At 40.0% G+C, this 26022-nt stretch carries 20 protein-coding genes; 10 read left to right on the plus strand and 10 right to left on the minus strand.

Going from position 1 to position 26022, the window contains the following annotated elements; translation table 11 throughout:
* Window positions 1-41: 41 nt before the first annotated feature.
* Complete coding sequence (locus ABTV71_RS24445; RefSeq protein WP_433901394.1) at window positions 42-1151, minus strand: zinc finger domain-containing protein; 1110 nt, start codon at window positions 1149-1151, stop codon at window positions 42-44.
* Between the two features lie 23 nt (window positions 1152-1174).
* The gene (locus ABTV71_RS24450) at window positions 1175-2323 is read right to left on the minus strand and encodes an SPFH domain-containing protein (RefSeq protein ID WP_121127273.1); all 1149 of its coding nucleotides are present in this window, start codon (window positions 2321-2323) and stop codon (window positions 1175-1177) included.
* Between the two features lie 167 nt (window positions 2324-2490).
* Between ABTV71_RS24450 and ABTV71_RS24455 the strand changes: the two genes are divergently transcribed.
* The 3 genes from ABTV71_RS24455 (at window position 2491) to ABTV71_RS24465 (ending at window position 7086) form a co-directional block, all read left to right on the plus strand.
* Window positions 2491-4344: a DNA topoisomerase IV subunit B gene (locus ABTV71_RS24455; protein ID WP_121127274.1), complete on the plus strand. Its 1854-nt coding sequence runs from the start codon at window positions 2491-2493 to the stop codon at window positions 4342-4344.
* A 36-nt stretch (window positions 4345-4380) separates the two neighbouring features.
* Window positions 4381-5223 carry a formyltetrahydrofolate deformylase gene (gene purU / locus ABTV71_RS24460; protein ID WP_121127275.1) on the plus strand — a complete coding sequence of 281 codons (843 nt, stop codon included), beginning with the start codon at window positions 4381-4383 and terminating at the stop codon, window positions 5221-5223.
* An 84-nt stretch (window positions 5224-5307) separates the two neighbouring features.
* Window positions 5308-7086, plus strand: coding sequence for a hypothetical protein (locus tag ABTV71_RS24465; RefSeq protein ID WP_433901395.1), 1779 nt, complete (start codon window positions 5308-5310; stop codon window positions 7084-7086).
* Window positions 7087-7177: 91 nt separating this feature from the next.
* Here ABTV71_RS24465 and ABTV71_RS24470 read toward each other — a convergent pair whose 3' ends face one another.
* The 3 genes from ABTV71_RS24470 to ABTV71_RS24480 form a co-directional block, all read right to left on the minus strand.
* Window positions 7178-8083, minus strand: coding sequence for a class I SAM-dependent methyltransferase (locus ABTV71_RS24470; RefSeq protein WP_121127277.1), 906 nt, complete (start codon window positions 8081-8083; stop codon window positions 7178-7180).
* A 183-nt stretch (window positions 8084-8266) separates the two neighbouring features.
* Window positions 8267-9025 carry an ABC transporter ATP-binding protein gene (locus ABTV71_RS24475; RefSeq protein ID WP_108636691.1) on the minus strand — a complete coding sequence of 253 codons (759 nt, stop codon included), beginning with the start codon at window positions 9023-9025 and terminating at the stop codon, window positions 8267-8269.
* Window positions 9026-9034: 9 nt separating this feature from the next.
* Window positions 9035-9769 carry an MlaE family ABC transporter permease gene (locus ABTV71_RS24480; protein ID WP_121127278.1) on the minus strand — a complete coding sequence of 245 codons (735 nt, stop codon included), beginning with the start codon at window positions 9767-9769 and terminating at the stop codon, window positions 9035-9037.
* A 244-nt stretch (window positions 9770-10013) separates the two neighbouring features.
* Here ABTV71_RS24480 and ABTV71_RS24485 point away from each other — a divergent pair, with 244 nt between their 5' ends.
* Together ABTV71_RS24485 and ispG are read left to right on the plus strand one after the other, a co-directional pair.
* The gene (locus ABTV71_RS24485) at window positions 10014-10964 is read left to right on the plus strand and encodes a LiaI-LiaF-like domain-containing protein (protein WP_121127279.1); all 951 of its coding nucleotides are present in this window, start codon (window positions 10014-10016) and stop codon (window positions 10962-10964) included.
* Window positions 10965-11009: 45 nt separating this feature from the next.
* On the plus strand, window positions 11010-13016 hold the full coding sequence (ispG, locus tag ABTV71_RS24490; RefSeq protein WP_433901396.1) for a (E)-4-hydroxy-3-methylbut-2-enyl-diphosphate synthase: 2007 nt from the start codon (window positions 11010-11012) through the stop codon (window positions 13014-13016).
* A gap of 83 nt (window positions 13017-13099) precedes the next feature.
* On the opposite strand, the gene ABTV71_RS24495 is transcribed toward ispG, so the two are convergent.
* Window positions 13100-13531: a T9SS type A sorting domain-containing protein gene (locus ABTV71_RS24495; protein ID WP_121127281.1), complete on the minus strand. Its 432-nt coding sequence runs from the start codon at window positions 13529-13531 to the stop codon at window positions 13100-13102.
* Between the two features lie 259 nt (window positions 13532-13790).
* Between ABTV71_RS24495 and ABTV71_RS24500 the strand changes: the two genes are divergently transcribed.
* A complete protein-coding gene (locus ABTV71_RS24500) occupies window positions 13791-15737 on the plus strand; it encodes a KUP/HAK/KT family potassium transporter (RefSeq protein ID WP_433901397.1) in 1947 nt (648 codons plus the stop codon).
* 76 nt (window positions 15738-15813) lie between these two features.
* A complete protein-coding gene (gene rlmF / locus ABTV71_RS24505) occupies window positions 15814-16725 on the plus strand; it encodes a 23S rRNA (adenine(1618)-N(6))-methyltransferase RlmF (protein WP_121127283.1) in 912 nt (303 codons plus the stop codon).
* A gap of 67 nt (window positions 16726-16792) precedes the next feature.
* Here rlmF and ABTV71_RS24510 read toward each other — a convergent pair whose 3' ends face one another.
* Together ABTV71_RS24510 and ABTV71_RS24515 are read right to left on the minus strand one after the other, a co-directional pair.
* Complete coding sequence (locus ABTV71_RS24510) at window positions 16793-18487, minus strand: amino acid permease (protein WP_433901398.1); 1695 nt, start codon at window positions 18485-18487, stop codon at window positions 16793-16795.
* A 78-nt stretch (window positions 18488-18565) separates the two neighbouring features.
* Entirely contained in the window at window positions 18566-19249 is a 684-nt protein-coding gene (locus ABTV71_RS24515) for an ACP phosphodiesterase (RefSeq protein WP_121127285.1), read from the minus strand.
* A 103-nt stretch (window positions 19250-19352) separates the two neighbouring features.
* Here ABTV71_RS24515 and tyrS point away from each other — a divergent pair, with 103 nt between their 5' ends.
* Window positions 19353-20633 (plus strand): tyrosine--tRNA ligase, encoded by a 1281-nt coding sequence (gene tyrS / locus ABTV71_RS24520; protein WP_121127286.1) that lies wholly within the window; start codon window positions 19353-19355, stop codon window positions 20631-20633.
* Between the two features lie 139 nt (window positions 20634-20772).
* Here the strand turns inward: tyrS and ABTV71_RS24525 are convergent, their stop codons facing one another.
* Window positions 20773-21282, minus strand: coding sequence for an N-acetyltransferase family protein (locus ABTV71_RS24525; RefSeq protein WP_433901399.1), 510 nt, complete (start codon window positions 21280-21282; stop codon window positions 20773-20775).
* 274 nt (window positions 21283-21556) lie between these two features.
* Here ABTV71_RS24525 and ABTV71_RS24530 point away from each other — a divergent pair, with 274 nt between their 5' ends.
* Together ABTV71_RS24530 and ABTV71_RS24535 are read left to right on the plus strand one after the other, a co-directional pair.
* Window positions 21557-24295: a DNA translocase FtsK 4TM domain-containing protein gene (locus ABTV71_RS24530; protein ID WP_433901400.1), complete on the plus strand. Its 2739-nt coding sequence runs from the start codon at window positions 21557-21559 to the stop codon at window positions 24293-24295.
* A 1-nt stretch (window position 24296) separates the two neighbouring features.
* Window positions 24297-24944: a LolA family protein gene (locus tag ABTV71_RS24535; RefSeq protein ID WP_121127289.1), complete on the plus strand. Its 648-nt coding sequence runs from the start codon at window positions 24297-24299 to the stop codon at window positions 24942-24944.
* 104 nt (window positions 24945-25048) lie between these two features.
* On the opposite strand, the gene ABTV71_RS24540 is transcribed toward ABTV71_RS24535, so the two are convergent.
* Entirely contained in the window at window positions 25049-25861 is an 813-nt protein-coding gene (locus ABTV71_RS24540) for a lytic transglycosylase domain-containing protein (RefSeq protein ID WP_121127290.1), read from the minus strand.
* Window positions 25862-26022 lie beyond the last annotated feature (161 nt).

Genomic DNA, 26022 nt, shown 5'->3' on the forward strand with positions numbered 1-26022 from the left:
CAGCGAAATCATGGAGTTTTTTTTTGCTTTTGTAAAAATTATTACCTCATAAAGCTCAACAGATAGCACACAAGAAGAATTAACAACACCAAGAAAGCGATTTTCCAAAAGCTATAGGGTCTCTGTCCATACACCTTACCATTGAAAGCATTGACCATGATCTGATAACTCTTGCCCTTATACTGATAAGCTGAAAGCCATACGGGCAAGAGTATATATTTCAATCTGATTGACTTAAAATCACTATCGATAAGATCAATATCCTGGGTATCCCCACCAATATCATTTTCGACCTGCCGTTCAATTTCGCGATCCATAATAGCTCGGGCGGTTCGGGCCGCCACAACATGGTCGACACTAAATGTCTCTGCAATAAAACCACTCAGGTACTGTTCGTTAAATGGCTTCAGGTAACTCAAGTTCCATGGGCCAATTTTATCCGAAAACTTTTCGGGAAGCGAGGTCGATCCAGAGATAACGATGTCCCTAAATTGGCTATAAATTGTTCCCGAAGCAGGATACCAGTTCGTGCGGCGCTCCTCATATTCCTCCGTTTCACCGTCAGAATTACGTCGTGTTCGTGTTACATAATAATATTCACCACGTGATCCTTCATAAGAAGAATGCACATCCGAATCGTATGACCAAAATGGGATGTATACGCCTTTCAACCGATCATTCCGCGTATTGAAGATCCGCTTGAAATCATTGGGAGCAAACCAGAGTTTGCCTGCCCATTGCGTTAATAAACCAAAGGCTTGCTTATAGTCCACCGAGAAAGGCACAAGTCCATGGGGTTTAACGATACGTTTTTGCTGATGATCAATAACCAACGGTGATGCACAAAAAGCACACACATCTGCTGTAACATGGGGATTCAACCTCGAATTCGCCCCACAGTTGCTACAATGAACGACTTCCGCCAGATAGCTATATCGCTCGTCCGCGACACCTTCCATCACTTTTCCAAAAACTTTATAATCCGTAGCTTCAATCTCCCCACCTTCCGGCATGTTGTCCGCAATTTCATTTTTAGTCCCACAATACGAACATTCCAGGTAGGAAGTTCCGGGTTGATAAGTCAAAACAGCACCGCAACCTTGGCATTTTAACCCCCGCTCTATTTCGGAGGTCTTCTCTTCAAAACTCATACTTGTGATTAGTACTTAGATCTCTAAACTCCAGGAATTGGTGGCGGAGTTTGCGAAAACAAATCCTTTAATTCAACAATTTTATCAGCTTCAGTCCAGTTATCAAGCCCTTCTTTCCAAACTAAAGTTGAAGCCGTGAGTGTACCCTCTCCAAGCAGTCCACGTAATTGTTCCTGACCGAATGGTCCTTCTTGCTTTCCCTTTATTGCCAAGTAATAAGCAACGGCCTTTGGTATCGGTGGCGGAACAACGGCGCCTGTCGCAGCACCCGCCCCAGCCGCAGCCGTAGGATTGTTGCCATCAAAATTATTTTGCTGAAACACATTACCCATCTGCCCAACCATTCCTGCTCCCAAACCAGCACCAAAACCGGCACCAACAATGCCACCACTGCTTGGGTTTTCCGCCGCTTTTTCCATGGAATTAGCAGCTTGAAACTGTGCATAAGCACCAAGGTTTCCTACCACCCCCATACTGCTTCGTTTATCCAGTGCTTTTTCGACCTCCTCTGGAAATGAGATATTTTCGATCAAAAATTTGGTCAGGCTCAATCCGATCTCTTCAAAGTCGCCGCTTATTTTTTGTTGGATTAATACCGAAACTTCATCGTAATTCGACGCTAGATCCAGCGCTGGGATTTTTGATTCCGCAATGGCATCCATGCCTCTGGAAACAGCTATATTGCGCAATTGCTCCGTAATATCATCTACGGTGAATACCGGAGTCGTCGCAACCAGCTGCTTCATAAAAACAGCGATATCTTTTACCTGAAAGGAAAAATTTCCAAAGGCCCGAAGTCGTATCGGCCCAAATTCTGGATCACGTAACATGATCGGATTTTTTGTTCCCCAACGTTGATTAACAAACTGCCGTAGGTTGACAAAATAAACATCAGCCTTAAACGGACTGTTAAAACCGTACTTCCATCCGCTGATGGTTGTCATAATTGGCATGTTCTGCGTTGTCAATTCATATCTGCCGGGTTGAAATACATCGGCCACAACGCCCTCATTCATAAATACAGCGGCTTGCCCCTCCCGTACGGTAAGTTGAGCCCCCATCTTAATTTCATTCTGATACCGCGGAAATTTCCACACAATCGTATCCGTACTATTATCGACCCACTCGATAATATCTATAAATTCATTTCTGATTTTATCAAATAACCCCATAAATTTTTCTCTTTACAATTACTTACACTAAATGTAAACATTTCCTTGGAAACCGCCAATTTTACCATTCTTATCGGAAACCATAGATATCTAAAAAATTTAGTCTTTTATACTACATATCGTGGTTTATTTTTTATACTTTTGTTAGCTAAGTTCTACATAAATTTATGAGTACATATAACGAAGACAGTATTAGGTCCCTGGATTGGAAAGAGCATATCCGCCTTCGTCCGGGAATGTACATAGGAAAGTTAGGGGACGGTTCGGCCTACGATGATGGCATCTATGTTTTATTGAAAGAAGTTGTCGACAATTCTATTGATGAGTTTGTGATGGGCGCCGGTAAAACCATTGATATCACCGTAAACGAAAACAAAGTTTCAGTACGCGATTATGGCCGGGGAATTCCAATTGGATCTGTCGTAGATGTAGTTTCCAAAATCAATACTGGTGGTAAATATGACAGCAAGGCCTTTCAAAAATCTGTTGGATTAAATGGCGTGGGTACAAAAGCAGTAAATGCTTTATCCAGCCAGTTTACGGTACAGTCATACCGCCAAAATATAACACGTATTGCGCAGTTTTCCAAAGGAGAATTGGTGAATGACGAGCAGAAAGATACCACACAACGCAACGGTACATCGGTAACATTCTATCCAGATGATTCTATTTTCAGAAATTACAAATACCGTCCGGAATTTGTAGAGAATATGATCTGGAACTATGTTTTTCTAAACTCAGGCCTTACCATTAATTTTAATGGACAGAAGTTTATTTCTGAAAATGGATTAAAAGACTTATTAGAAAGGAATATAGATTCCGAATCCATGCGCTATCCAATCATTCACTTACGTGGTGATGATATTGAGATCGCAATGACCCACGGTCAACAGTATGGAGAAGAATACTATTCTTTTGTAAACGGTCAGCATACGACACAGGGCGGAACACACCAAGCAGCCTTCCGTGAAGCAATTGTCAGAACAATACGCGAATTCTACAAAAAAGAATTTGACGCATCAGATATTCGGTCCTCGATTATTGGCGCCATTGCCATCAAAGTACAGGAACCGGTTTTCGAATCCCAAACAAAAACAAAATTAGGCTCTCAGAGTGTCGGTCCGGAAGGCCCTACTGTAAGAGGCTTCATCAATGACTTTGTCAAAAAAGCATTGGATGACTATCTTCATAAAAATCCAAGTACGGCAGATGCACTGCAAAAACGTATTCTTCAATCTGAAAGGGAGCGTAAAGATATTGCAGGGATCAAAAAACTGGCCAATGAAAGAGCAAAAAAAGCATCTTTACACAACCGCAAATTGCGCGACTGTAAAGTCCACTTCAGTGATAAAAACGAGCGCAACCAAGAGACTACACTTTTTATAACAGAGGGGGATTCCGCATCAGGTTCAATTACCAAGTCACGTGATGTACAGACACAAGCGGTTTTTAGTTTAAAAGGGAAACCATTGAACTCATATGGCATGTCCAAAAAAATTGTGTATGAAAATGAAGAGTTCAATCTCTTGCAACATGCGCTCAATATCGAAGATGGACTAGATGGATTACGGTACAACAATATTGTTATCGCTACTGATGCCGACGTCGATGGAATGCACATTCGTCTCTTGTTATTGACATTTTTCCTACAGTTTTTTCCGGATTTGGTCAAAGCAGGTCATGTATCTATCCTCCAAACACCATTATTCCGGGTTCGGAACAAAAAGGAAACGATCTATTGTTACTCCGATGAAGAACGTCAAAAAGCAATTGCGAAACTAGGAGCCAAGCCTGAGATCACCCGGTTTAAAGGTTTAGGTGAAATATCACCTTCCGAGTTTGGCCTATTCATCGGAAAAGACATCCGTCTTGACCCGGTTATTTTATCAAAAGACAATAAGATTCAACAATTATTAGAATACTACATGGGCAAAAACACACCTGACCGACAAAAACATATCGTCGAGAATTTGCGTGTAGAAGTAGACCTTGAAGAAGAACTGACAAAAAAAGCGGGTTAATTAACCCGCTTTTTTGCAACCTACGACCTATATTTCATGCACAATCAAACCTTAATTCTGATCCAATGTCAAGATGCCGTTGGATTGGTAGCCAATATTTCCAACACATTGGCCAAATATCAGCTTAATATCATTACCATGCGCGAGTATGTTGATGAAGAAGCAAATAAATTTTTTGTCCGTGTCGTCTGTAACGGTTTATTTCCTAACCAGACACAGCTTGCCAATTCACTGGCCGAAGTGCTTCCACCTTCCGCGCAGATCCAGGTAAACCCCAGCAATCGGAAAAAAATTATTGTCCTTGTCACTAAAGAACATCACTGTCTGGCAGATATTCTGGTTCGCCAACATTTCGAAACCTGGGGAGCAGAAGTACAGGCGGTCATTGGTAATTATGATACCTTACGTTCATTTACGGATAAATTTGATATTCCATTCCATTGTATCTCGCATGAAGGCTTATCAAAAGAAGATTTTGAAACACAATTGATCGCGCAAATCAAAAATTACAATTTTGATTATATCATTCTGGCAAAATTTATGCGCATCCTCTCCTCCTTTTTCGTGGCTACATTCGAAAATAGGTTGATCAATATCCATCACTCATTTCTTCCTGCATTCATTGGAGCAAACCCTTACAAACAAGCGCATTCCCGAGGAGTAAAGATTATTGGCGCTACCGCACATTTTGTCACCGACCAGCTTGATGAAGGTCCTATCATCGTCCAGGATATACGCCATGTCAATCATACTTATACCGTTAAAGATATGGTAACTGCCGGTAAAGAAATTGAAAAAGCAGTTTTAAGCAGAGCGATACGCCTATTGAGCGAAGACCGTGTAATGCTCAACGACTATAAAACCATTGTGTTTGAATAGTGATCACAATCACCGCTGTAGACGTGTAGTCATTATTTTTTTTTCGCGTTATTCTTGATTATTTCGTAAAAGAACTATTTAAGAATGACGCACACTTTCCATATCCCGGTATTGGGGCTAGCCTTTTCAATAGACTCGGCAATCAAGGTTGCACAATACGGGATTTCTTCCGTAATGTCCATTGTTGACGACGAGCTCATCGAGCGCATGCGCCGCTATTACTGCGGGCAATATCAAATTCCTTATCATCCGATCTGCACAACGGAAGAAGACTTCCGTGCAAATAGAATCACCGCCTATCTCGATCTCGTACAGCAGGTGGTCAATAGGCAGATAAACTCCCTGAAACATCAATCCTTTACTGAAAATTCGGAACTGACCAAATACTTCCAGCTTTTACCGGATTCCCATCCCTCAAAACCGATCTATCACGCGATGGAAATTGAAACAAATCGCGCGATCAAAACAGAGCTTCAAGACCTGTTGATCAATTATCTGAAACCCGGAGACATCAATGTTAATATTATGTCCAAAGTGGACAAAATAAATTATAAGAATGGCGTTCCTTTAGCCCAGCACTACTCGGATGCTTTAGCCGCCTTACGCGGGTTCGCTAATTCCACATTACACTCTTCAGTCATTCTCTCCGCAGGAATGAACCCGCATTTATATGCCTATCTTGCTGAATTACCGGCATTCTTCCCAAATGCTGACAGCAGTTTTAACAAGAAGGTCGTTTTAAAAGTCAGCGATTTTAGATCATCCCTTATCCAGGCAAAATATCTCGCAAAAAGAGGAGTCTGGGTTTCTGAGTTCCGGGTAGAGTCTGGATTAAATTGCGGTGGACATGCTTTTGCAACAGATGGTTTTCTATTGGGTCCCATTTTGGAAGAGTTCAAGACAAAAAAACAAAGTTTACAAGCGGAGCTCTTCACAATTTATCAGGACTATTGGTTAGGACATGGCTTACAGTTGACCGATTCACCCCAGGTCAAATATACCGTACAAGGCGGAATAGGCACCGCCATCGAACATCAATTTCTATTGAATTACTATGAATTTGATGCTGTGGGCTGGGGCTCGCCTTTTTTAATGGTTCCGGAAGCTACAACTGTGGACAATGAAACGTTGAAAGCACTGGCAGAAGCTGAGCAAACAGACTTCTACTGTAGCGGAGCTTCACCTTTAGGTGTACCCTTTAATAATTTTAGAACCAGCAGCGCCGAAAAGTTACGGTTAGAACGTATCCAAAAAGGAAGGCCCGGAAGCCCTTGTAAAAAAGAATATCTAATCGCCAATCGGGAATTTGGAGAAAAGCCGATTTGTACCGCATCACGTGCATATCAACACCAAAAAATCCTGGAACTGCAGAGGCAGCAACTTACGGCTGAAGAATACAACAAGGCATTCGATACCATCACCGAAAAAACCTGCCTCTGTGAAGGACTGGCTGCTCCCGCTTATCTCAAATACAATATCCAACAAAATAAGGAGCAGATGGCTGTCTCCATTTGTCCGGGGCCAAATCTGTACTGGTTCAAAAAACAATATTCTTTAAAACAGATGATTGATCATATTTACGGCCGCGTGTCGATACTAGAAAATTCAGACCGGCCATTTGTGCTGATCAATGAATTAAACCTTTATATCGATCATATCCAAAAATATATCAGCGACAATAAAGATAAACTCAATGACAAAAAACTAAATTATATTGCCAAATTCAAAGCACAATTACAGGCCGGAATAGATTACTATCATAAACTACAAGATCAGCTCTCGTATCTTCCTAAAAGCACCCTAGAAGCTATACCCTTACAGCTGGAGCTTGCAACTATCCGTTTAAAAGCCCTTCAGATATAGGTCGTATTGGGACTAAAATAAACGCGGCAGGTCCACAGGACTGCCGCGTTTATTGGATTAATAAATATTCCTGTTTATTCAACAGGAATATTTACCGTGCAATTTTACGAAATTTCCCAAAAACTCCCAGTGGAAGTTTTGGCCCTGCAGTAGCTTGCAGAAAAAGCTCGCCAATTTCTAAATTTTCTACTTTCGGAAAGGCAGTTTTTATTAAATTTTCCACAATGACCGAAGAAAAACCCAATGAATAAGTATTTAAGATCAGGAAATGCTCTTTGGGATCCAACAATTGAACCACCTCTGTCATCATCTCCATAATATGGTCTTCGAGCTTCCATTTTTCTCCTTTTGGTCCATGTCCGTATGCTGGTGGATCCAAAATAATACCATTATACGTATTTCCCCTTTTTAGCTCGCGCTTGACAAACTTCAATGCATCCTCAACTACCCAACGGATATTATCCAGGTTGGAAATCTCCATGTTTTCATTCGCCCAAGTGACCACTTGCTTAATAGAGTCGACATGTGTTGTGTCTGCTCCCGCGGCCTTCGCTATTAATGAAGCTCCCCCCGTATATGCAAAAAGATTTAAAACTTTGGGTTTCTCGGCCTTAAAAGAACGGACAGATTCCGAAATATAATCCCAATTGACAGCCTGTTCGGGAAATATCCCAACGTGCTTAAACGAGGTCAATCCCAATCTGAATTTGATAGCGACATCATCGTTTTTATATTGGATATGCCAACGGTCCTGGATTTTTGGATTTTTTTTCAACCACTCTCCGGTAGTAGCCGAACGTCCCTTGAATTTGATATGATAACGTTTGTTCCATTCTGCATCGCTCAAAGCCTTGGGCCACACAGCCTGTGGCTCCGGCCTAATTAATATCAGATCGCCAAAGCGTTCTAATTTCTCAAAATCACCACAGTCAATAAGCTCATAGTCTTTCCAATGTTGTGGGGTCAATAGTTGTATATTCGTTGTTGCCAAAATCAAAATTTTCCGACAAAACTAAGCTAAATTTCCCTTATATTGAAATTTAGCTTCCGCCCATCCGCTTTGGAAATGGAAATTCCTCACATCAAAACAGCAGAAAAATCCATGTAATCCAGGATCTTCAATCTAGGCCAAAACACGGGAAATCTATGATAAATGTAAATATATTCATTATCTCACCGGTTATTGCCCCATAGAAGCTTTGGCACTTTTCATCAATGGGCTTGCAAATACAAAATTATTTAATTCCTCCACATCGGATCGCATCATATCTTTATTGGATCCCTCCCAAAATTTTTGCCCTTGATATAAAAATAGAATATACTCACCGATCCCCATAACAGAGTTCATGTCGTGGGTGACGACGACTGTTGTGCACTTCAGTTCCTGGGTAATTTTAAGCACTAATTCATCAATTACAATAGAGGTCTCTGGATCCAAACCTGAATTTGGTTCATCGCAAAAAAGATATTTGGGATTCATACTGATCGCACGCGCGATACCAACGCGTTTTTTCATTCCTCCAGATAGTTCAGCGGGGAATAACTTGTTCCTTCCCTCCAGGTTAACCTGTTCCAAACAATGGTTTGCGCGGTCTAATTTTTCGGCTTTAGACATATCTGTGAACATATCCAAGGAGAACATAATGTTTTGCTCCACCGTCATTGAATCAAACAGGGCTGAATTCTGAAATAACATTCCGATTTCCTTCCGGATCGGTACGCGTTCTTCAAAATTCATTCTGGTGAAATCACTATTGTCAAACAGTACCTTACCCTTTTCGGGGTGATGCAATCCAACGATACATTTTAATAAGGTACTTTTTCCCGAACCGGATCCACCAATGATCAAACTCACTTTTCCGGGTTCGAAATTTGCACTTATTCCTTTTAAAACATGGTTCTCACCAAAAGACTTGTTAATATTTTCAATTTCAATCATAAGATCTTTTTAAAGCATTAATGCTGTAATTACATAATCTGCTGCCAGAATGGTAATACAGCCGACCACAACAGCTTCGGTACTCGCTTGTCCTACCTCGAGCGCTCCACCTTTCACTTTATATCCCTTATACGCCGATACTGAGGTAATGATAAAACCGAACACAACAGCTTTTACGAGCGCTACAGTGACTGTAAAGCCATTAAAATTGTCTTGAATACCTAAAATATAATCTGCAGGTGTCACAGCCCCGGATAGTGAGCCCCCTAGTAGCCCTCCCACTAAAGCACAAACGATGGCGATAATAACCAACATGGGAATCATCGTCACGCCGGCCAATATTTTAGGTAATATGAGATAGCCGGGGGCATTGATCCCCATGATCTCTAAGGCATCAATCTGCTCCGTTACGCGCATAGAACCAATTTGAGAAGAAATTGATGAGCCTATTTTCCCCATTAATACCAATCCCGAAATCGTAGGTCCCAACTCTAAAATATTTGAATCCCTATTGATAGAACCTATAATCGAATTGGGAATAAGGTCTGAAACCATCTGAAAAGCAATCTGCATGGTCATTACCGCTCCAATAAAAGTTGAAATGATCACAATAAGCCCCAAAGATCCTATTCCAATATCGGTCATGGTCAGTATGGTCTCCTTCCAATAGATACGTCCTTTCTCTGGTTTTTTAAAGACCGCCTTAAGCAGTATAAGATATGCACCAATGTGATGAAAAATCATATTATCAATTTAAATTCTGTATATTACAGCCACCAAATTTTAAGTTTGGCCCGCGTATCCATTAAAGGTAATTAATTCCGTCAAATATATAAACAAGCGAAAACCTAAAAAGTAGGAGAAAAACAAAATTACTTACCGACCATTTCGTCACATTTACCGAATTTTTATGTATAATAGCCTAATCTTTCATACAGTGTCCAATAAAGCGATTTACTTTTGGGGTATATAACAAACGGAATTAATCATGAACACACAACGTATAACAACTGGAATTACAATTCTTTTCATAGGTATTGTCTTATTATTATCCCAACTGAATAGCATATCCTTCAATTGGGTTGGAATTTTCCGATATTGGCCCTTATTCATTGTCCTCGCAGGAATTCGTATGTTGGTCCCTAAAGATCAACAGATAGGACAGTTTATTGCTATCGGTGCCACAGTAGTCATCTTGGGTTTCCTTACTTATATCGGTTTATCTACCCCAAAAGAGCCCCTATTAACGCAATTGCTAAAAAGTAAAACACTTGGTGTCAGAAATACTGACGACCCCAATGATAAAACGAGCTATTCAACGGAAAAACTGACTGTGCCGTTGGATAATAAAATCCAAAGCGCAACTTTAAATATAGATTTGGGAGCCACATCATTAAAAAACGACAGCTCAACAACTTCTGCAATATTCACCGCTTATAACAGCTCTAGTGAATATCTTTTGGGTATAACCACGCGTGGGGAATCCAGCGAAAAACTGAATATCAATCTTAAAGGTAAATTTAAAGACAAAGATTTTAACAGTAAAAACAACAATACGCATATTGCGCTCAATCCAAATATTGTATGGAAGCTGAACTTTGATATCGGGGCAATTGATGCCAATTTGGATCTTTCAGCTTATAAGATTGAGCTATTGGATATTGACGCCGGTGCAACAAGTCTAAAACTCAAACTTGGTCAACCTTTAGCGACAAGCAAGATCGCTCTGGACGCCGGGGCCTCCTCCATCGAAATCGCAATTCCTAAAAATGCAGCATGCCGTATCACAAGTGATAATGCATTATCGTCCACAGATTATGAGGGTGATTTCTTAAAAACTGAGGGCTTAGTCAAATCCACTAATTACGACACTGCAACACAAAAGTTTGATTTTGATATTAATGGTGGGATTACATCCATAAAAATTAGAAGATATTAATTGACAACGAATTTTTAGTCAATAAAAGCTAACTTTGTGTTATATATGAACACAAGTAATATGTTGAGTTTGCCAGGAATCTATTGTAATTCCAAGGTAGAATATTCGAGATGGAAAACGAGGGAAATTCAGATCGGCGACGTCCCTATGGGCGGAGACAACCCGATTCGTATTCAAAGTATGACTACTGTAGATACGATGGATACCCTAGGCTCAGTCGAACAGACCATTCGAATGGTAGAAGCGGGCTGTGAATATGTTCGTATCACGGCCCCAAGCATAAAAGAAGCTCAGAATCTAGCAAATATAAAAAACGAACTCCGGAAAAGAGGTTATCAGGTCCCCTTGGTGGCAGATATACATTTTACTCCAAATGCTGCTGAAGTTGCAGCCCGGATTGTCGAGAAAGTCCGGATTAATCCCGGTAATTATGCGGATAAGAAGAAGTTTGACCAGCTTTCCTATACTGCGGATGAATATAAGTTAGAACTGGAACGCATCTATACAAAGTTTGCTCCTTTAGTTAAGGTCTGCAAAGAGCATGGTACTGCCATGCGCATTGGTACAAACCATGGTTCACTTTCAGATCGGATTATGAGCCACTATGGAGATACCCCTGAAGGAATGGTCGAATCTGCGATGGAATTTATCCGCATGTGTGAAGATCTTAGTTTCCATAATCTCTGTATTTCAATGAAATCCTCAAACCCACAGGTGATGGTCAAAGCCTACCGTTTGCTGGTTGAAAAGATGGTTGCTGAAAACATGAACTATCCTTTACACCTTGGTGTAACCGAGGCAGGCGATGGAGAAGATGGCCGTGTAAAATCCGCAGTAGGGATAGGTACACTACTGGAAGACGGACTTGGGGATACGGTAAGGGTTTCCCTGACCGAGGAGCCTGAACGTGAAGCTCCCGTAGCAATCGCATTGGTTAATAGGTATAGCAAACGAAGAGCTACCTTAAACAGTCAATCAAAAGAAGAAATCGTACAACTCTCCCCAGATAGCCCGGCTATCCCCTATCAGAGTCAAGAGGTCAATACCTTCGTTGGTGGGTCACTAGTTCCCCGGATTGTGACAGATATTTCAAATGAGAATCTCAAGGATGCGCAAATTCTGACAAAAGTCGGTTACCGCTATGATATCCTTTTGGATAAATATCATATGGGCGAACAATCCGTAGATTTTGTCTATCTAGGAGACCATTTGCCTTCCTTTAATATGCCTGCCAATTTAAAACAGGTATACAACTTTACGACATGGTCGAAACTTCAGGACAAAACAAATATCCATCCGCTCTATACATTGGAAGAATTTGTCCAAACGGACAATAAGGATCGCGTTTTGAACATGGTAAAAATAAATAATACGGATTTAACGAGCCCACTATTTGAGACATTTCCTTTGGACAAGACAGTCGTATTTATCTTAGAAACGGATCGTACGCATGGAATGGCTGATCAACGTCAATTTTTCCGGAATCTACAAGAGATCAGCATTGACAATCCTGTCATTATCAAAAGATCGTATCGTCGAGAGGATTTCTCAGGACCTATGGGCGAGTTTATGAATCCAGAAGAACCGATCTCAAAAATCCAGTTATATGCTGCCACAGACATGGGGGCTTTATTAATTGATGGCCTAGGTTCGGGCATATGGATTGATTCTCCGGCCACACCATTGGAAAATATAGCATCGCTTTCGTTTGGTATATTACAGGCAACCCGTTCAAGAATATCAAAAACAGAATATATTTCTTGCCCAAGCTGCGGAAGGACCCTGTTCGATCTTCAGGAGACCACGCAAATGATTCGGAGCCGTACCAATCACCTCAAAGGCTTGAAAATTGGCATTATGGGCTGTATCGTGAATGGCCCAGGTGAAATGGCTGATGCAGACTATGGTTACGTGGGCGCGGGCCCCGATAAGGTAACTCTGTACAGAGGCCAGCAAGTCGTCAAGAAGAACGTAAGTTCCGCGCATGCATTGGACGAATTGATCAAGATCATTAAAGATGATGGGCGCTGGATTGATGAGGTTCAAGAATAAGCAAAAACCAAGGGGGATCAAATGATCCCCCTTGGTTTTTTATTTTAATAATGTCTGTTTATCAATCGAATTTTTTCCACGGATTAACGGACAGAAAATCTCTTGACCACTGTCTCTGATCCGGCAACTACACGCACAAAATAAAATCCAGTTGTCAATTTGCCCCCATGTTCGAACGAAAGATTTTGAATACCAGCATCCAGATTTCCATTCATCAACTGTAGAATCTCGTTTCCTAGCGCATCCATAACTTTAATGGACACACTAGATGATTTTGCTAATTTAAATGAAAGATTGACCTGTTCGGCGATAGGATTATAAAATACCTTAACGTTATTAATCAGTTTCTCCGTATCCTTGATTGTGTTATCACCAAATTCTTCATTACCGCTCCCAGTAGTCTGCAGATAAATATGGCCATCAGGAGACTTTGCATACACCCGAGCTACCCCGCTGCACAAAATCAGTGCGGTAATAAGTGTTAAATAAGCTGCTTTAAGTAGATTTCTCCCCATAGTGTTAAATTAGACTTCAAATATTGGTTACGGTTTAATCAAATATAACGCTAACTATTTGAATTATCAACAACAAAGTTACTATTTTGTTTAAAAATTTTTTAGTGAAACACGGGATCAAAAGATTCTTTTAACAAATTTTAACAGCTCTTGCGCATGTCAAATGAAATGCTAAAATTTGGCGCAGAAAATGTATATGCTTAAAGTATAAGTAAAAAGTATATTTTTGCATTATATTTTGAAATAAAATAAAATTTAAATGACAGATAACAGTCATCACAACAGCATCAATAAGGTGAGTTTCGCCGGGTTATTGATCAGTTTAGGAATCGTGTTTGGAGATATCGGAACCTCCCCGCTATATGTCTTCAAAGCAATCATGGGACAGGGTGCCATTCAAAAAGACCTGGTTTTGGGCGGCCTTTCCTGCGTCTTTTGGACGCTGACACTGCAAACGACCATCAAATATGTCTGGATCACACTACGCGCCGACAACAAAGGTGAAGGTGGAATTCTTTCACTTTACTCTTTAGTTCGCAAAAGAGCACCATGGTTAATTTTTCCAGCCATGGTAGGTGCAGCGACATTATTGGCTGATGGGATGATTACACCAGCCATCACCATATCCTCAGCGATAGAGGGTTTGGACATCAAATTTCCGGGCCTGCCAACAGTGCCGATTGTCGTAACAATTATTTCGTTACTTTTTATTATTCAACGGTTTGGAACTTCTGTTGTGGGAAAAGTATTCGGCCCATTGATGACAATATGGTTCACCATTATTGGCGTCCTTGGACTATCCCATATCCATTTGGCACCAGAAGTAATGAAAGCAATCAATCCCTATTATGCTTTTCATATTTTAATAACCTATCCGCACTCGCTACTCCTGATCGGTGCAGTATTTCTTTGTACGACAGGTGCAGAAGCGCTGTATTCGGATATGGGGCACTGCGGTAAAGCAAATATTCGTATCAGTTGGATCTACGTCAAAATTACATTGATATTGAACTATTTTGGTCAGGGAGCGTGGTTACTGACACAAGAAGGCCGGGTATTGGGGGGTGAAAACCCGTTTTACTCCATTATGCCAGATTGGTTTATCGGTTACGGTATTGCTATTGCGACCATTGCCGCCGTAATTGCAAGTCAGGCGATGATATCCGGATCATACACGCTGATTTCAGAAGCTGTACGTTTAAATATATGGCCCAAGGTTGCTATCCGCTACCCAAGCGAACATAAAGGGCAATTATATGTCCCATCAATCAACCTAATCCTCTGGATTGGCTGTATGATCGTTATCTGGGTGTTTGAAGAATCAAGTAAAATGGATGCCGCCTATGGTCTTGCCATCAATTTAACGGTATTGATGACAACAGTTTTAATGGGCTATTTCCTAGCCATGAAAAAAGTAAATCGTGTGCTCATCGGCATTTTCCTGGTCGCTTATTTTGTGATAGAATTAACCTTCTTGGTTGGTAATGGTGTAAAAATTGCGCATGGCGGCTGGTTAACGCTATTATTGGCAATTGCTTTGTTCGGCACAATGTACTGTTGGTATACCGCACGTAAGATTAAAAATCGTTTTGTTAATTTTATTAATATCAATAAATACTATCCAATTATATCGGAATTGAGTGAAGACAAGTCGGTTCCACCTTTTGCTTCGCATCTGGTATACCTAACCAGTGCGAATTTCAAATCTGAAATCGAAGCTAAGATTATTTATTCCATCATCAATAAAAAACCGAAGCGTGCCGACGTCTATTGGCTGGTCCACGTCGATGTGATGGATCACCCACACACAAGAGAATACTCCATTGATCAACTTATCCCGGGAAAACTGATTCGTATTGACTTTAAATTAGGTTTTAGAGAAGAGCAGCGTATCAGCCTACTTTTCCGAAAAGTCGTTGAAGATATGGTGAAAAAAGGCGAAATTGATATTACAAGCCAATACGAGACCCTCCGTAAACATAATATTCCAGGAGACTTCAAATTTGTCGTGCTGGAGAAGGTATTATCCAAAACGAATCAGATGTCCTGGATCGAGAAAGTGATTATGGACATTTATGGATACCTGAAAAAAATGAGTTTATCCGAAGAAAAAGGATTTGGTTTAGATTCCAGTTTTGTCACCATTGAGCGAGTTCCGCTGAATTTTCCGCAGACATCGGAAGTTCATCTCGTACGAAAAGATTAAGTCTTTAAAGGTGATGCACAAGCATCACCTTTTTTATTCAATAGAATTGCATTACTTTTGTTGCAAATATTATAACATGGCAGACGCTAATCCAACAAAGAAATTACACCCTCGAAATAGACATCTCGATAACTACAATTTTGACGAACTTAGCAAAATCGAACCTTCCTTAAAAGATTTTGTTACCGTAAATGCTTATAAGCTCAAAACAATAGATTTTAACAATCCGGAAGCTGTTAAAATATTAAATCAAGCACTTCTTAAAAAGTACTACCACATCCAACATTGGGACATTCCAAAGGAAAATCTCTGTCCTCCTATTCCGGGTAGAGCAGATTATATTCATTATGTTGCTGATGTGCTTGCCAGAGATAACAACGGTGAAATTCCAAAAGGAGGAAAGGTACGAGTGCTTGATATCGGTGTGGGAGCCAGTTGTATCTATCCCATTATTGGTCACCAGGAATATGGCTGGAGTTTTGTTGGTTCCGAGGTTATAAAAAAAGCCTATAAAAACGCTATTGAGATTACCCGTACCAATATGAGTTTAAAAAAGAATATCCAAATACGGTTACAAAACAATCCAAAAGCGATTTTCAAAGACATCATCCTTCCTGATGAAAAATTTGACATGATCATCTGCAACCCACCTTTCTTTAGTTCCCAAACGGAGGCATTACAACAATCTGTACGTAAAACTACAGGTATAAAAGATGCTAAAATAGATGAGACAAGCGTTGTCCAAACCTTTTCAGGACAAGGAAGTGAGCTTTGGTGCGACGGTGGAGAGAAAGCTTTCTTGACACGTATGATATTTGAAAGTCAGTTCTATAGAGATCAGGTGAAGTGGTTTTCCTCATTAGTTGCTCACCGTGAAGATGTTCGCTTTCTACTACATAAACTAAAGAAAATCAATGTAAAAGAATCTGAAGTTATCCGTATGGAACAAGGCAATAAAGTAAGCCGAATCCTTTTGTGGAGATTTTAAATATCAAATAACAAAGGAGCTATTATTCGATAGCTCCTTTGTTATTTGATACAACATAATACCAATTCTAAGCAGAGGTTGATCTATTTAGTTTGGAGTGTTTATAACCATACATAAAATATACCCCTAAACCAATTACCAACCAAATCACAAAAATAATCCAATTACTAGCACCAAGCTCAGTCATTAGATATAGATTAATCAATATCCCGATAACAGGCAGGAGAGAGAAATTCATTTTAAAGCTATAAATGCTCAAACCTAACCATGTTAACCAAAATATGATTACCAACATTTTATGTTCAACAATTTCCAAAAGTGAAGATCTCTTCCACTCGTCTAATACATTCTGGCCATAAATAGCGATACAAGCAATCGCGATAATGAATCCTGCACCTACTAGATATTTTCCGTTGATGTAGGGAACTTTAAATTTGGATTTGGCCGATAATCCAGAATAATCCATGTAGAGCACACCTGCACAGACCAATATAAACGCAAAGAATGTACCTACACTTGTCAAGTCAACAAAAAAATCCATCTTGAAGAACAGCGAAGGAATAGCTACTACGAGCCCCGTTACAATTGTGGCAAAGGAAGGCGTTTTGTATTTCGGGTGAATTGTCGCAAATTTCTTCCACAACAATCCGTCCCTACTCATTGTCATCCAAATCCTTGGTTGCGCCAGTTGATAGACCAAAAGTGCACTAGTAATCGCAATAACCGATGTCACGGATATAATGCCGGCCATATGGTCAAATCCAACATACTTGAATACGAAAGCCAAAGGATCTTTTACGTTAAGTTCAGTATAGTTGACCATTCCAGTCAACACGATGGTAATAGCGACATATAGGACCGTACAGATCAGCAAGCAATAAATCATGGCTTTAGGTAGATCGCGTTGTGGATTTTTACATTCCTCGGCCGTTGTGGAGATCGAATCAAATCCGATAAAAGCAAAAAATACAGCAGCTACACTTCCGAGGACACCCTCCAAGCCATTTGGTGCAAACGGAGTCCAGTTTTCAGGCTTCACATAAAATATGCCACCAAAAATAACCGCCAGAATTATCCCCACTTTAATCATCACCATAATCATGCTCGCCTTTTGAGATTCCTTGATGCCTATATAGACAAGCCAGGTGACCAAAAAAGTTATTACCCCAGCTGGCAAATCAAATATAATGGGCATTCCACCGATTCGTGGTGCACTGTTAAATGCTGCAAGCCCTTGTTGATCAATGGTTGTAAGGTTTGCTAAGCCATGCTGATTCATTTTATCTACTGCATCAAAGGCATAACCCGGAGCCATGGAAAGCCAGGCCGGTATATGCAAACCAAATCCCGCTAACATGGAAACAAAATATTGTGACCAAGATATAGCAATGACCGTATTGGAAACCGCATATTCCAATACCAGTGCCCAGCCTATAATCCAAGCAAACAGCTCACCAAAAGCCACATAGGCATAGGTGTAGGCTGACCCAGAAACAGGCACCGTGCTCGCAAACTGCGCATAAGCAAGAGCAGTAAACACGCAGGCAAAAGCGGTAAAAATAAAGAGCAGAGAAACAGCGGGACCACCTTCATAACTCGCTAACCCGATGGTGCTAAAAATCCCAGCGCCCACAATAGCTGCGATACCCAATGAAACCAGATCGGTTACTCCCAAAACCTTCGCGAGGCCAGTTCCACCCTCGTTTTGGGTATCCAGTAGGATCTGATCAACACTTTTCTTCCGAAAAAGTCTATGTGACATGTAAAATTAGTTTTATGCGTAAAATTATGCGAAAATAAATATTTTCAAAGTCTTATGCTATTGGTATTTTTTAGCGGACTATTTAAAGTCCACTAATTCGTAATGAATATATTGGTAAATTTCCTGGTAGTCCCCCATATGATGATGTAAATAGGAAACCAATTGTTCCGTCAATAATTGGCGCTGATTCTCTTGAATTTCAAATTGCCACAACCGCTTACAGATATTAAAAAGTGCACCTGCAATCTTCTCCATATGCGCATAATCATATAGATATTTCCACTCAATGAATTGATGGTAAAATCTGTCGAATTTAGGAATATCACTTAATTGGTTTATTTTCAAGAATTTTCGCACAGCATCTTCGTTCACTTGAGACATTGCAATATACAATTTATCAATAGAAACAGCCCTTTGCTGCGTCAGAATATGGTCCAATAAGAGTTCCAAAGCAATATGCGCCATAAAAGAAGGCCGAATAGGTAATCCTTGCAAGCTTGATTGTATCTGCAACTTTAACTGATGGGTATGATGAAAAAAATACGTTGAATTATGAAAAAGGCGATCGACTTCTATGTGACGGTTCCAACCGATATAAAGTTGTTCCAGCAAGGGATTGTCCAGCAGTTCATTTTCATATTGCCTGGGTTTGAGCACAAAAGTTTTATCTGCATTTTTTAATAGATCGGGCAACAACCCACCGACAATTCGCTCGGGATTGGTTGCAAACCGCTCAAAATAAAAATGTGACAAAAAATTCATATTAGCTTATTAGCGTGTGCTTTTATATGGAATTATTCGCTCAATATACGCTTAATCTCCTATCTTTGCATCTTGTAAATTAAAAAATTAAATCCATTTAACAATGAGCTTTGTAGAAGAATTACGTTGGAGAGGCATGTTGCAAGATATTATGCCTGGAACTGAAGACTTACTGAATAAAGAAAAAGTCGCTGGCTATATTGGCTTTGATCCCACAGGAGACTCTCTACACGTAGGACACTTAACTCAAATCATGACATTGATCCATTTCCAAAATGCGGGCCATAAACCGGTCGCATTGGTTGGCGGTGCGACCGGAATGATTGGGGACCCTTCTTTCAAATCTGCAGAGCGTAACTTACTTGACGAAGCAACTCTACAGCATAATGTTGCTTGTCTGAAAAAACAGTTAGGCAAATTTCTTGAATTTGGAGAAGGCGAAAATGATGCCCAGATGGTTAATAATTACGATTGGTTCAAAGATTTCAAATTTTTGGACTTTATTCGTGATATCGGTAAAATGATTACCGTCAACTATATGATGGCAAAAGATTCCGTAAAAAAACGTTTGGAAGGAGACAATGGTCTATCATTTACGGAATTCACCTATCAATTGATTCAAGGTTACGATTTTTATTACCTGTGGAAACACCACAATTGTAAAATACAAATGGGCGGATCTGATCAATGGGGTAATATTGTCACAGGAAGTGAAATGATCCGTCGCCAGGATCAAGGAACAGCTTATGCAATCACCACGCAACTGATTAAAAAAGCAGATGGTCAAAAATTCGGAAAAACAGAATCTGGAGCTGTATGGTTAGATCCAAAGAAGACTTCGCCCTATAAATATTACCAGTTTTGGTTAAACACCTCGGATGACGATGCCAAAAACTGGATTAAGATTTTCACACTTAAACCACAGGCGGAAATCGAAGCGATCATCAAAGAACATGATGCCGCACCACATTTACGCATTGTCCAAAAAGCATTAGCGAAAGACATCACTATCCGCACACACTCCGAAGAAGCTTACGAGACAGCAATCAAAACCTCTGAATTTCTCTTTGGCAATGGTACATTGGAATTTTTAGACAATTTAGATCACGAAGCCGTATTGGATGTGTTTGAAGGTATTCCGCAATTTCAGATAACAAGAGAAGATCTAAAAGCGGGAATCAATATCCTTGATCTCTTGGCTGTCAGTACGCAAGTTTTTCCTTCAAAAGGCGAAGCACGTAAAATGCTGCAAGGTGGCGGTGTTTCTATCAACCGTGAAAAAGCAACGGATATCGAACAACTTATTACCGAAGGTAATTTGGTAAACAATAAATACATCATTGCACAGCGAGGCAAGAAAAACTACTATTTGATTATTGCTTAAAAGTAGCTTTATTCGATAAAAAAATCCCTTCTTATTCTTTTAGAAGGGATTTTTTTATTTTTTATATATCACCTTAAGTACGCAATAAAATCTATTGGCTTTTAAGCTCATTTTTACCCAATTTTGATACTATAATCACTTATTTGAGTAGTTTTTCAAAAGCACGACGGGCAGCACCTCGAAAATGAACTTCTCCGCAATATTGATATCCCAACTTATCAAATACATGCAGCATACCTCCGTTATCAAAGTTTGTGTCCACTTTGATGCTATATACACCATTAAGAACAGCGATTTCCTCCACTCCTTGCATAATGGCTGTACCAACACCTTTTACATGCGGGTCCTGAGCTGCGGCCAGGCGATGAATGCCCACATATTCGCCGTCACTGAGCCATTTGCCATCGATAGCATTGTAAGCAGGTTCGATATCGAAAATTATAGCGACATAACCGATAATTTTACCATCAGCCTCCACCACATGCCCATATCCTTTATCAATATCTGACTGTACTACGTCTTCATTCGGATAACCATCTTGCCACTGCCTGCTGCCCTGCTCCTTGCGCAGTGCTATTGCCTGTTGGATAATTTCCCAAATCCTTCCTTTATCTGCCTGTTCCGCTTTCCGTATCTGAAACTTATTCATAATGCCTTAATTTGATCAGTAAAACTACATAATTTACTTTAACTGTAAAAGACAGACAAACCAGCCTCTTCTTCCCGATTTACTCCAATCTTTATTGCAAATCTCTTCTCAGGGCATAGTATTTGCTAGTTATACATTGCTATTATTCATTTAATAGCCTATCTGGAATTATTCGTTTATGAAAAAAATACAAACTTAAAATAATAGTCTTCATGATCTACAAAATACTATCAAAATAACTAAGTTTGTAAGCAGTATAATTGTGAACTTTTCAATGTCAAATAAAGGAAATACATTTAGGCAGGCAGGAAATTCAGTTTCTGGCAAGCGTGCCCCATCAAAAGAATCGGCAACATTTAAAAAAGAAAAAAGTCAAAAAACCAACTTCCCCAGAGAATACTCAGATGCACAGCAAAAGGCTGTCAAAATTCTAGGGATTTTATTGATTGTACTTTCGTTGGCCTTTGCCACTGCTTTTGTTTCCTATCTTTTTACATGGGAAGATGACCAAAGTTATATCGCCAAAACAAATGGCGGCTGGGGAACCCTTTTTAGTTCTTCCGAAGAAATTCATGATGAGACTGTCGAACTACCTGTCGTTGACAATAAATTAGGGAAATTCGGTGCATTACTGGCCAACCAGTTTATGTATGAATGGTTTGGAGTTGCCGCCTTCCTCTTTATCCCGGTATTGTTCATTTTGGGCTATCGGCTATTATTCAAAAAATCACTACTCCCATTATACCGCACTGTAGTTTACTCATTTGTAGCTATTGTCTTTATTTCAGTTACATTGGGGTTCATGCATGGTTTTATGGCGGATACACCGCACATGTTAGAAGGTAAATTTGGTTTTTGGACCAATAAATTACTGGAGGCACAGGTCGGTGTTGTGGGTGTAGGCTGTATTTTAGCATTCGCTTACCTGACGACATTGATACTCTTGTACAATTTAGATTTTAAATTCGTATTGTTTAGCAATCGAAGGTCCAAATCATTATCCGAGGATCTCGAGGATGAAGATGTAGAAGATTCCTATTCCGCAAATAGTTTAAGGACCAAAGTTCATGTAGAAGATGACTCAATACAATCTGTTAGAGAATCTTTCCAACGGCCAACTTCAATAAATGAACGGTTTCAATCCAGTCGGGAGAATAATTTAAAAGAAGAGCTTGAGCGACCCGCATTTACGCATCATCCAATACCAGAGGTACAAATAGATCCAAAGGACAAGGTTATCCTCACCTTTGATGATAGCCCGCTGGAACGCACAGAACATACACCATCAATTAGCTTCACCATTGATCAACCGGAGGATGATAACGAAGATGAAGAAGATAACCTACACCTTCAGGCGAATTCCAGTCCGAGCGTAACGATTACGCCACAAGCGGAGCCAGAACCTCCTCTTGAAGTAGCTGTAATCCCAGGATTGGTTGTCGAAGACATTAAAGAAGAGAAGGAAATAACAGCAAGTGATCTTGTTGCCCAATTTGGTCAATATGATCCCAAATTAGATCTATCGGGATATCAACATCCGACACTTGACTTGCTCAGAGATTACGGAACAGGCAAAATAACGATCAATCAACATGAACTTGAAGCAAACAAAAACAAAATTGTTGATACACTTCGGAATTATAGCATTGAGATTGAAAGTATAAAAGCAACAATCGGTCCTACAGTAACCCTATATGAGATTATACCGAAACCCGGCGTACGTATATCAAAAATCAAAAATCTGGAAGACGACATTGCTTTAAGTCTCGCAGCACTCGGAATCCGGATTATCGCACCAATGCCGGGTAAAGGAACTATCGGTATTGAAGTACCTAACTCAAGCCCAGAAATGGTATCCATGCGTTCTGTATTGGCTACTGAAAAATTCCAAAAAACGGATATGGATCTTCCCATCGCATTGGGAAAAACCATTTCTAATGAAGTATATATTGCGGATTTAGCCAAGATGCCCCACCTTCTGGTTGCGGGAGCCACAGGCCAGGGTAAATCTGTTGGTATCAATGCGATTTTAACATCCTTATTATATAAAAAGCATCCAGCAGAACTCAAATTTGTGCTTGTCGATCCTAAAAAAGTGGAACTTTCCCTATTCAAAAAGGTTGAGCGCCATTTCTTGGCTAAGCTACCCGATGAGGAGGAAGCGATCATTACAGATACAAAAAAGGTAATCAATACACTAAACTCCCTTTGTATCGAAATGGATCAGCGATACGACCTGTTGAAAAATGCACAAGTTCGTAATTTAAAGGAATATAATGCAAAATTTATCAATCGCAGATTAAACCCTGAGGAGGGTCATCGATTCTTACCATATATCGTTCTTATTGTTGATGAGTTTGCCGATTTGATGATGACTGCCGGAAAAGAAGTAGAAACCCCTATTGCGCGGTTGGCCCAGTTGGCCCGTGCTGTAGGAATTCACTTGGTCATTGCGACCCAACGTCCTTCAGTTAATATCATTACAGGTACAATCAAAGCCAACTTCCCTGCTCGTCTTGCTTTCCGTGTGTTATCAAAAGTAGATTCGCGAACGATCTTAGATACCGGCGGAGCAGATCAGCTAATTGGCCGCGGGGACATGCTTCTGGCTACTGGAAGTGATTTGATACGTATTCAGTGTGCATTTGTCGATACACCGGAAGTTGAACAGATTTCCGATTATATCGGTGCACAACGTGGTTATCCGTCGGCATTTATGCTTCCGGAATATGTAGATGAAAACGGAGAGGGTTCAGGCAGTGTAGATTTTGATCCAAAAGATCGCGATCAATTGTTTGAAGAAGCTGCTCGTTTGATTGTCATGCATCAACAAGGTTCTACATCATTAATCCAACGTAAATTGAAATTGGGTTATAACAGGGCTGGACGAATCATCGATCAATTGGAAGCCGCAGGAATTGTCGGCCCATTTGAAGGGAGTAAAGCACGTGAAGTACTTTATCCAGATGAATATTCATTAGAACAGTATTTGGAGACGCTAAGAAACAATTAACATGAAAAAACAAACCGGATTCGTGCTCAGCTTTTTGCTACTTATAGCAAGTCAATACAGTTATGCACAAAATAACGCAAAAGCGTTACTTAATAAAGTCAGTCAAAAATATAATGGATACAAGACCATACAGGCTGGCTTCTCTTTGGACATCAGACAAGTAAACGGAAGTTCACATAGTGATGCAGGCACTATATATCTAGACAAGGCAAATAACAAATACCATGTCAATACCAAAAACCAAATTCTAATTTCAGATTCCCAAACACAATGGAATATCATGAAAGCAGAGAAAGAAGTGGAAATATCGGAGGCCAGCAACTCAACAAATGAGATCAACCCCACCAATATTTTTACATTCTATACTTCGGGCTTTAACTATACTTTAGCTAATGCGGAAAAAGCAAAAGGAATAAGCTTGAGTGTTGTGGAACTGAAGCCTATTGATAGTAAAAAAAACTATTCCAAAATCAAATTAAGGATCAATAAAGCGAATAATTTGATCTACGATACAACTATTTTTGATAAGAGCGGCAACCGATATACATACACCTTGAACTCACAGGAGGGAAACAAGGCCATTGCATCCAGCTTTTTTACTTTTAATAAAAGCAACTACAGTGGATTTGATATTGTCGACCTAAGATAAGGATAAAGTCTGCCGTCGGATGGATCAACTCTCTGGTCAAATAAGACTAACAAAAAAAGGATTTCCCCATAGGGAAATCCTTTTTTATTTTGTTTTTTCTTTGTCTAGAGCATATTAGGTTCTCTATCCAATGTCTCGGTTTCTTTGTCCGCATAACGCGAATACCCATGTTTCTGCGGATGTTCGATAATTTCCTTCATGGAAACCAATTTATACACGTAAGATCCAGTCTCATTGTTCAATTTCAAAGCAAAGTAATCATCCTTTTTTTGCCTTCTCATCGAACCTTTTAAACTACCGTCTCCGACATTGTAAGCGGCTGCCACCAAAGTCCAGTTACCGAATTGAGCGTAAAGATATTTTAAGTAACGTGCTGCTGCATGTGTGGATTTCACAAGATCTTTTCGATCATCCACTGCACCATTGACCCGCAGGCCATATAAGCGTGCCGTTGCTGGCATAAATTGCCAATAACCACCAGCCCCTTTCGATGAAACGACAGTCTTACTTAGGCCGCTTTCCACCAATGGGATGTACTTAAAATCTTCTGGAATACCATGTGATTTCAGGATCTTAGCAATTTTAGGCAAATAGGTTTCCGCCTTTTTATGCATATCGTAGGACCCTGTTTTTTTAAATGAAAATCTACTGAAGAACTTGCGTAATTTGCTTTCCACTAATGGACGATCCATCGGTAATGAATCATCAGCAAACGTCAATGAACTCAGGTAAGATTCAAAAGAATTATTTTTCTCTTTTTTCTCTTCGTCGCCTCCAAGATGAGCTGGAGTTTCGACCAACTTCGCTGCAACGATCTTATCGCTACCAGAAGTGTTGTTGTGTGGGGTTGAGTATAATTTTGACAGCAATAAAGCAAACAAAATCAAACTACTACATAATACTTTCTTTCTTATCATTCACTCCCTTAATGCTATCCTATCCACGAGTAAATTCGATCAAAAAATAGCTTGGTTCAAATTCAAGGGTACAAAGATAAATAGTATTTATTTAAAAAACAAATAGTTACGTTCTAGCTATCTCAAAGGGCATTTTTTTAGCCTCCAAAGCACGAAAATGC

Origin of the sequence: Sphingobacterium puteale (assembly GCF_050986225.1) — a bacterium.
GTDB classification, from domain to species: Bacteria; Bacteroidota; Bacteroidia; order Sphingobacteriales; family Sphingobacteriaceae; genus Sphingobacterium; species Sphingobacterium puteale.

Coding starts and splice junctions, on each gene's coding strand:
- ABTV71_RS24445 (WP_433901394.1), bottom strand. CDS start 1,151: ATGAGTTTTGAAGAGAAGACCTCCGAAATAGAGCGGGGGTTAAAATGC.
- ABTV71_RS24450 (WP_121127273.1), bottom strand. CDS start 2,323: ATGGGGTTATTTGATAAAATCAGAAATGAATTTATAGATATTATCGAG.
- ABTV71_RS24455 (WP_121127274.1), top strand. CDS start 2,491: ATGAGTACATATAACGAAGACAGTATTAGGTCCCTGGATTGGAAAGAG.
- purU (WP_121127275.1), top strand. CDS start 4,381: ATGCACAATCAAACCTTAATTCTGATCCAATGTCAAGATGCCGTTGGA.
- ABTV71_RS24465 (WP_433901395.1), top strand. CDS start 5,308: ATGACGCACACTTTCCATATCCCGGTATTGGGGCTAGCCTTTTCAATA.
- ABTV71_RS24475 (WP_108636691.1), bottom strand. CDS start 9,025: ATGATTGAAATTGAAAATATTAACAAGTCTTTTGGTGAGAACCATGTT.
- ABTV71_RS24480 (WP_121127278.1), bottom strand. CDS start 9,769: ATGATTTTTCATCACATTGGTGCATATCTTATACTGCTTAAGGCGGTC.
- ABTV71_RS24485 (WP_121127279.1), top strand. CDS start 10,014: ATGAACACACAACGTATAACAACTGGAATTACAATTCTTTTCATAGGT.
- ispG (WP_433901396.1), top strand. CDS start 11,010: ATGAACACAAGTAATATGTTGAGTTTGCCAGGAATCTATTGTAATTCC.
- ABTV71_RS24495 (WP_121127281.1), bottom strand. CDS start 13,531: ATGGGGAGAAATCTACTTAAAGCAGCTTATTTAACACTTATTACCGCA.
- ABTV71_RS24500 (WP_433901397.1), top strand. CDS start 13,791: ATGACAGATAACAGTCATCACAACAGCATCAATAAGGTGAGTTTCGCC.
- rlmF (WP_121127283.1), top strand. CDS start 15,814: ATGGCAGACGCTAATCCAACAAAGAAATTACACCCTCGAAATAGACAT.
- ABTV71_RS24510 (WP_433901398.1), bottom strand. CDS start 18,487: ATGTCACATAGACTTTTTCGGAAGAAAAGTGTTGATCAGATCCTACTG.
- ABTV71_RS24515 (WP_121127285.1), bottom strand. CDS start 19,249: ATGAATTTTTTGTCACATTTTTATTTTGAGCGGTTTGCAACCAATCCC.
- tyrS (WP_121127286.1), top strand. CDS start 19,353: ATGAGCTTTGTAGAAGAATTACGTTGGAGAGGCATGTTGCAAGATATT.
- ABTV71_RS24525 (WP_433901399.1), bottom strand. CDS start 21,282: ATGAATAAGTTTCAGATACGGAAAGCGGAACAGGCAGATAAAGGAAGG.
- ABTV71_RS24530 (WP_433901400.1), top strand. CDS start 21,557: ATGTCAAATAAAGGAAATACATTTAGGCAGGCAGGAAATTCAGTTTCT.
- ABTV71_RS24535 (WP_121127289.1), top strand. CDS start 24,297: ATGAAAAAACAAACCGGATTCGTGCTCAGCTTTTTGCTACTTATAGCA.
- ABTV71_RS24540 (WP_121127290.1), bottom strand. CDS start 25,861: ATGATAAGAAAGAAAGTATTATGTAGTAGTTTGATTTTGTTTGCTTTA.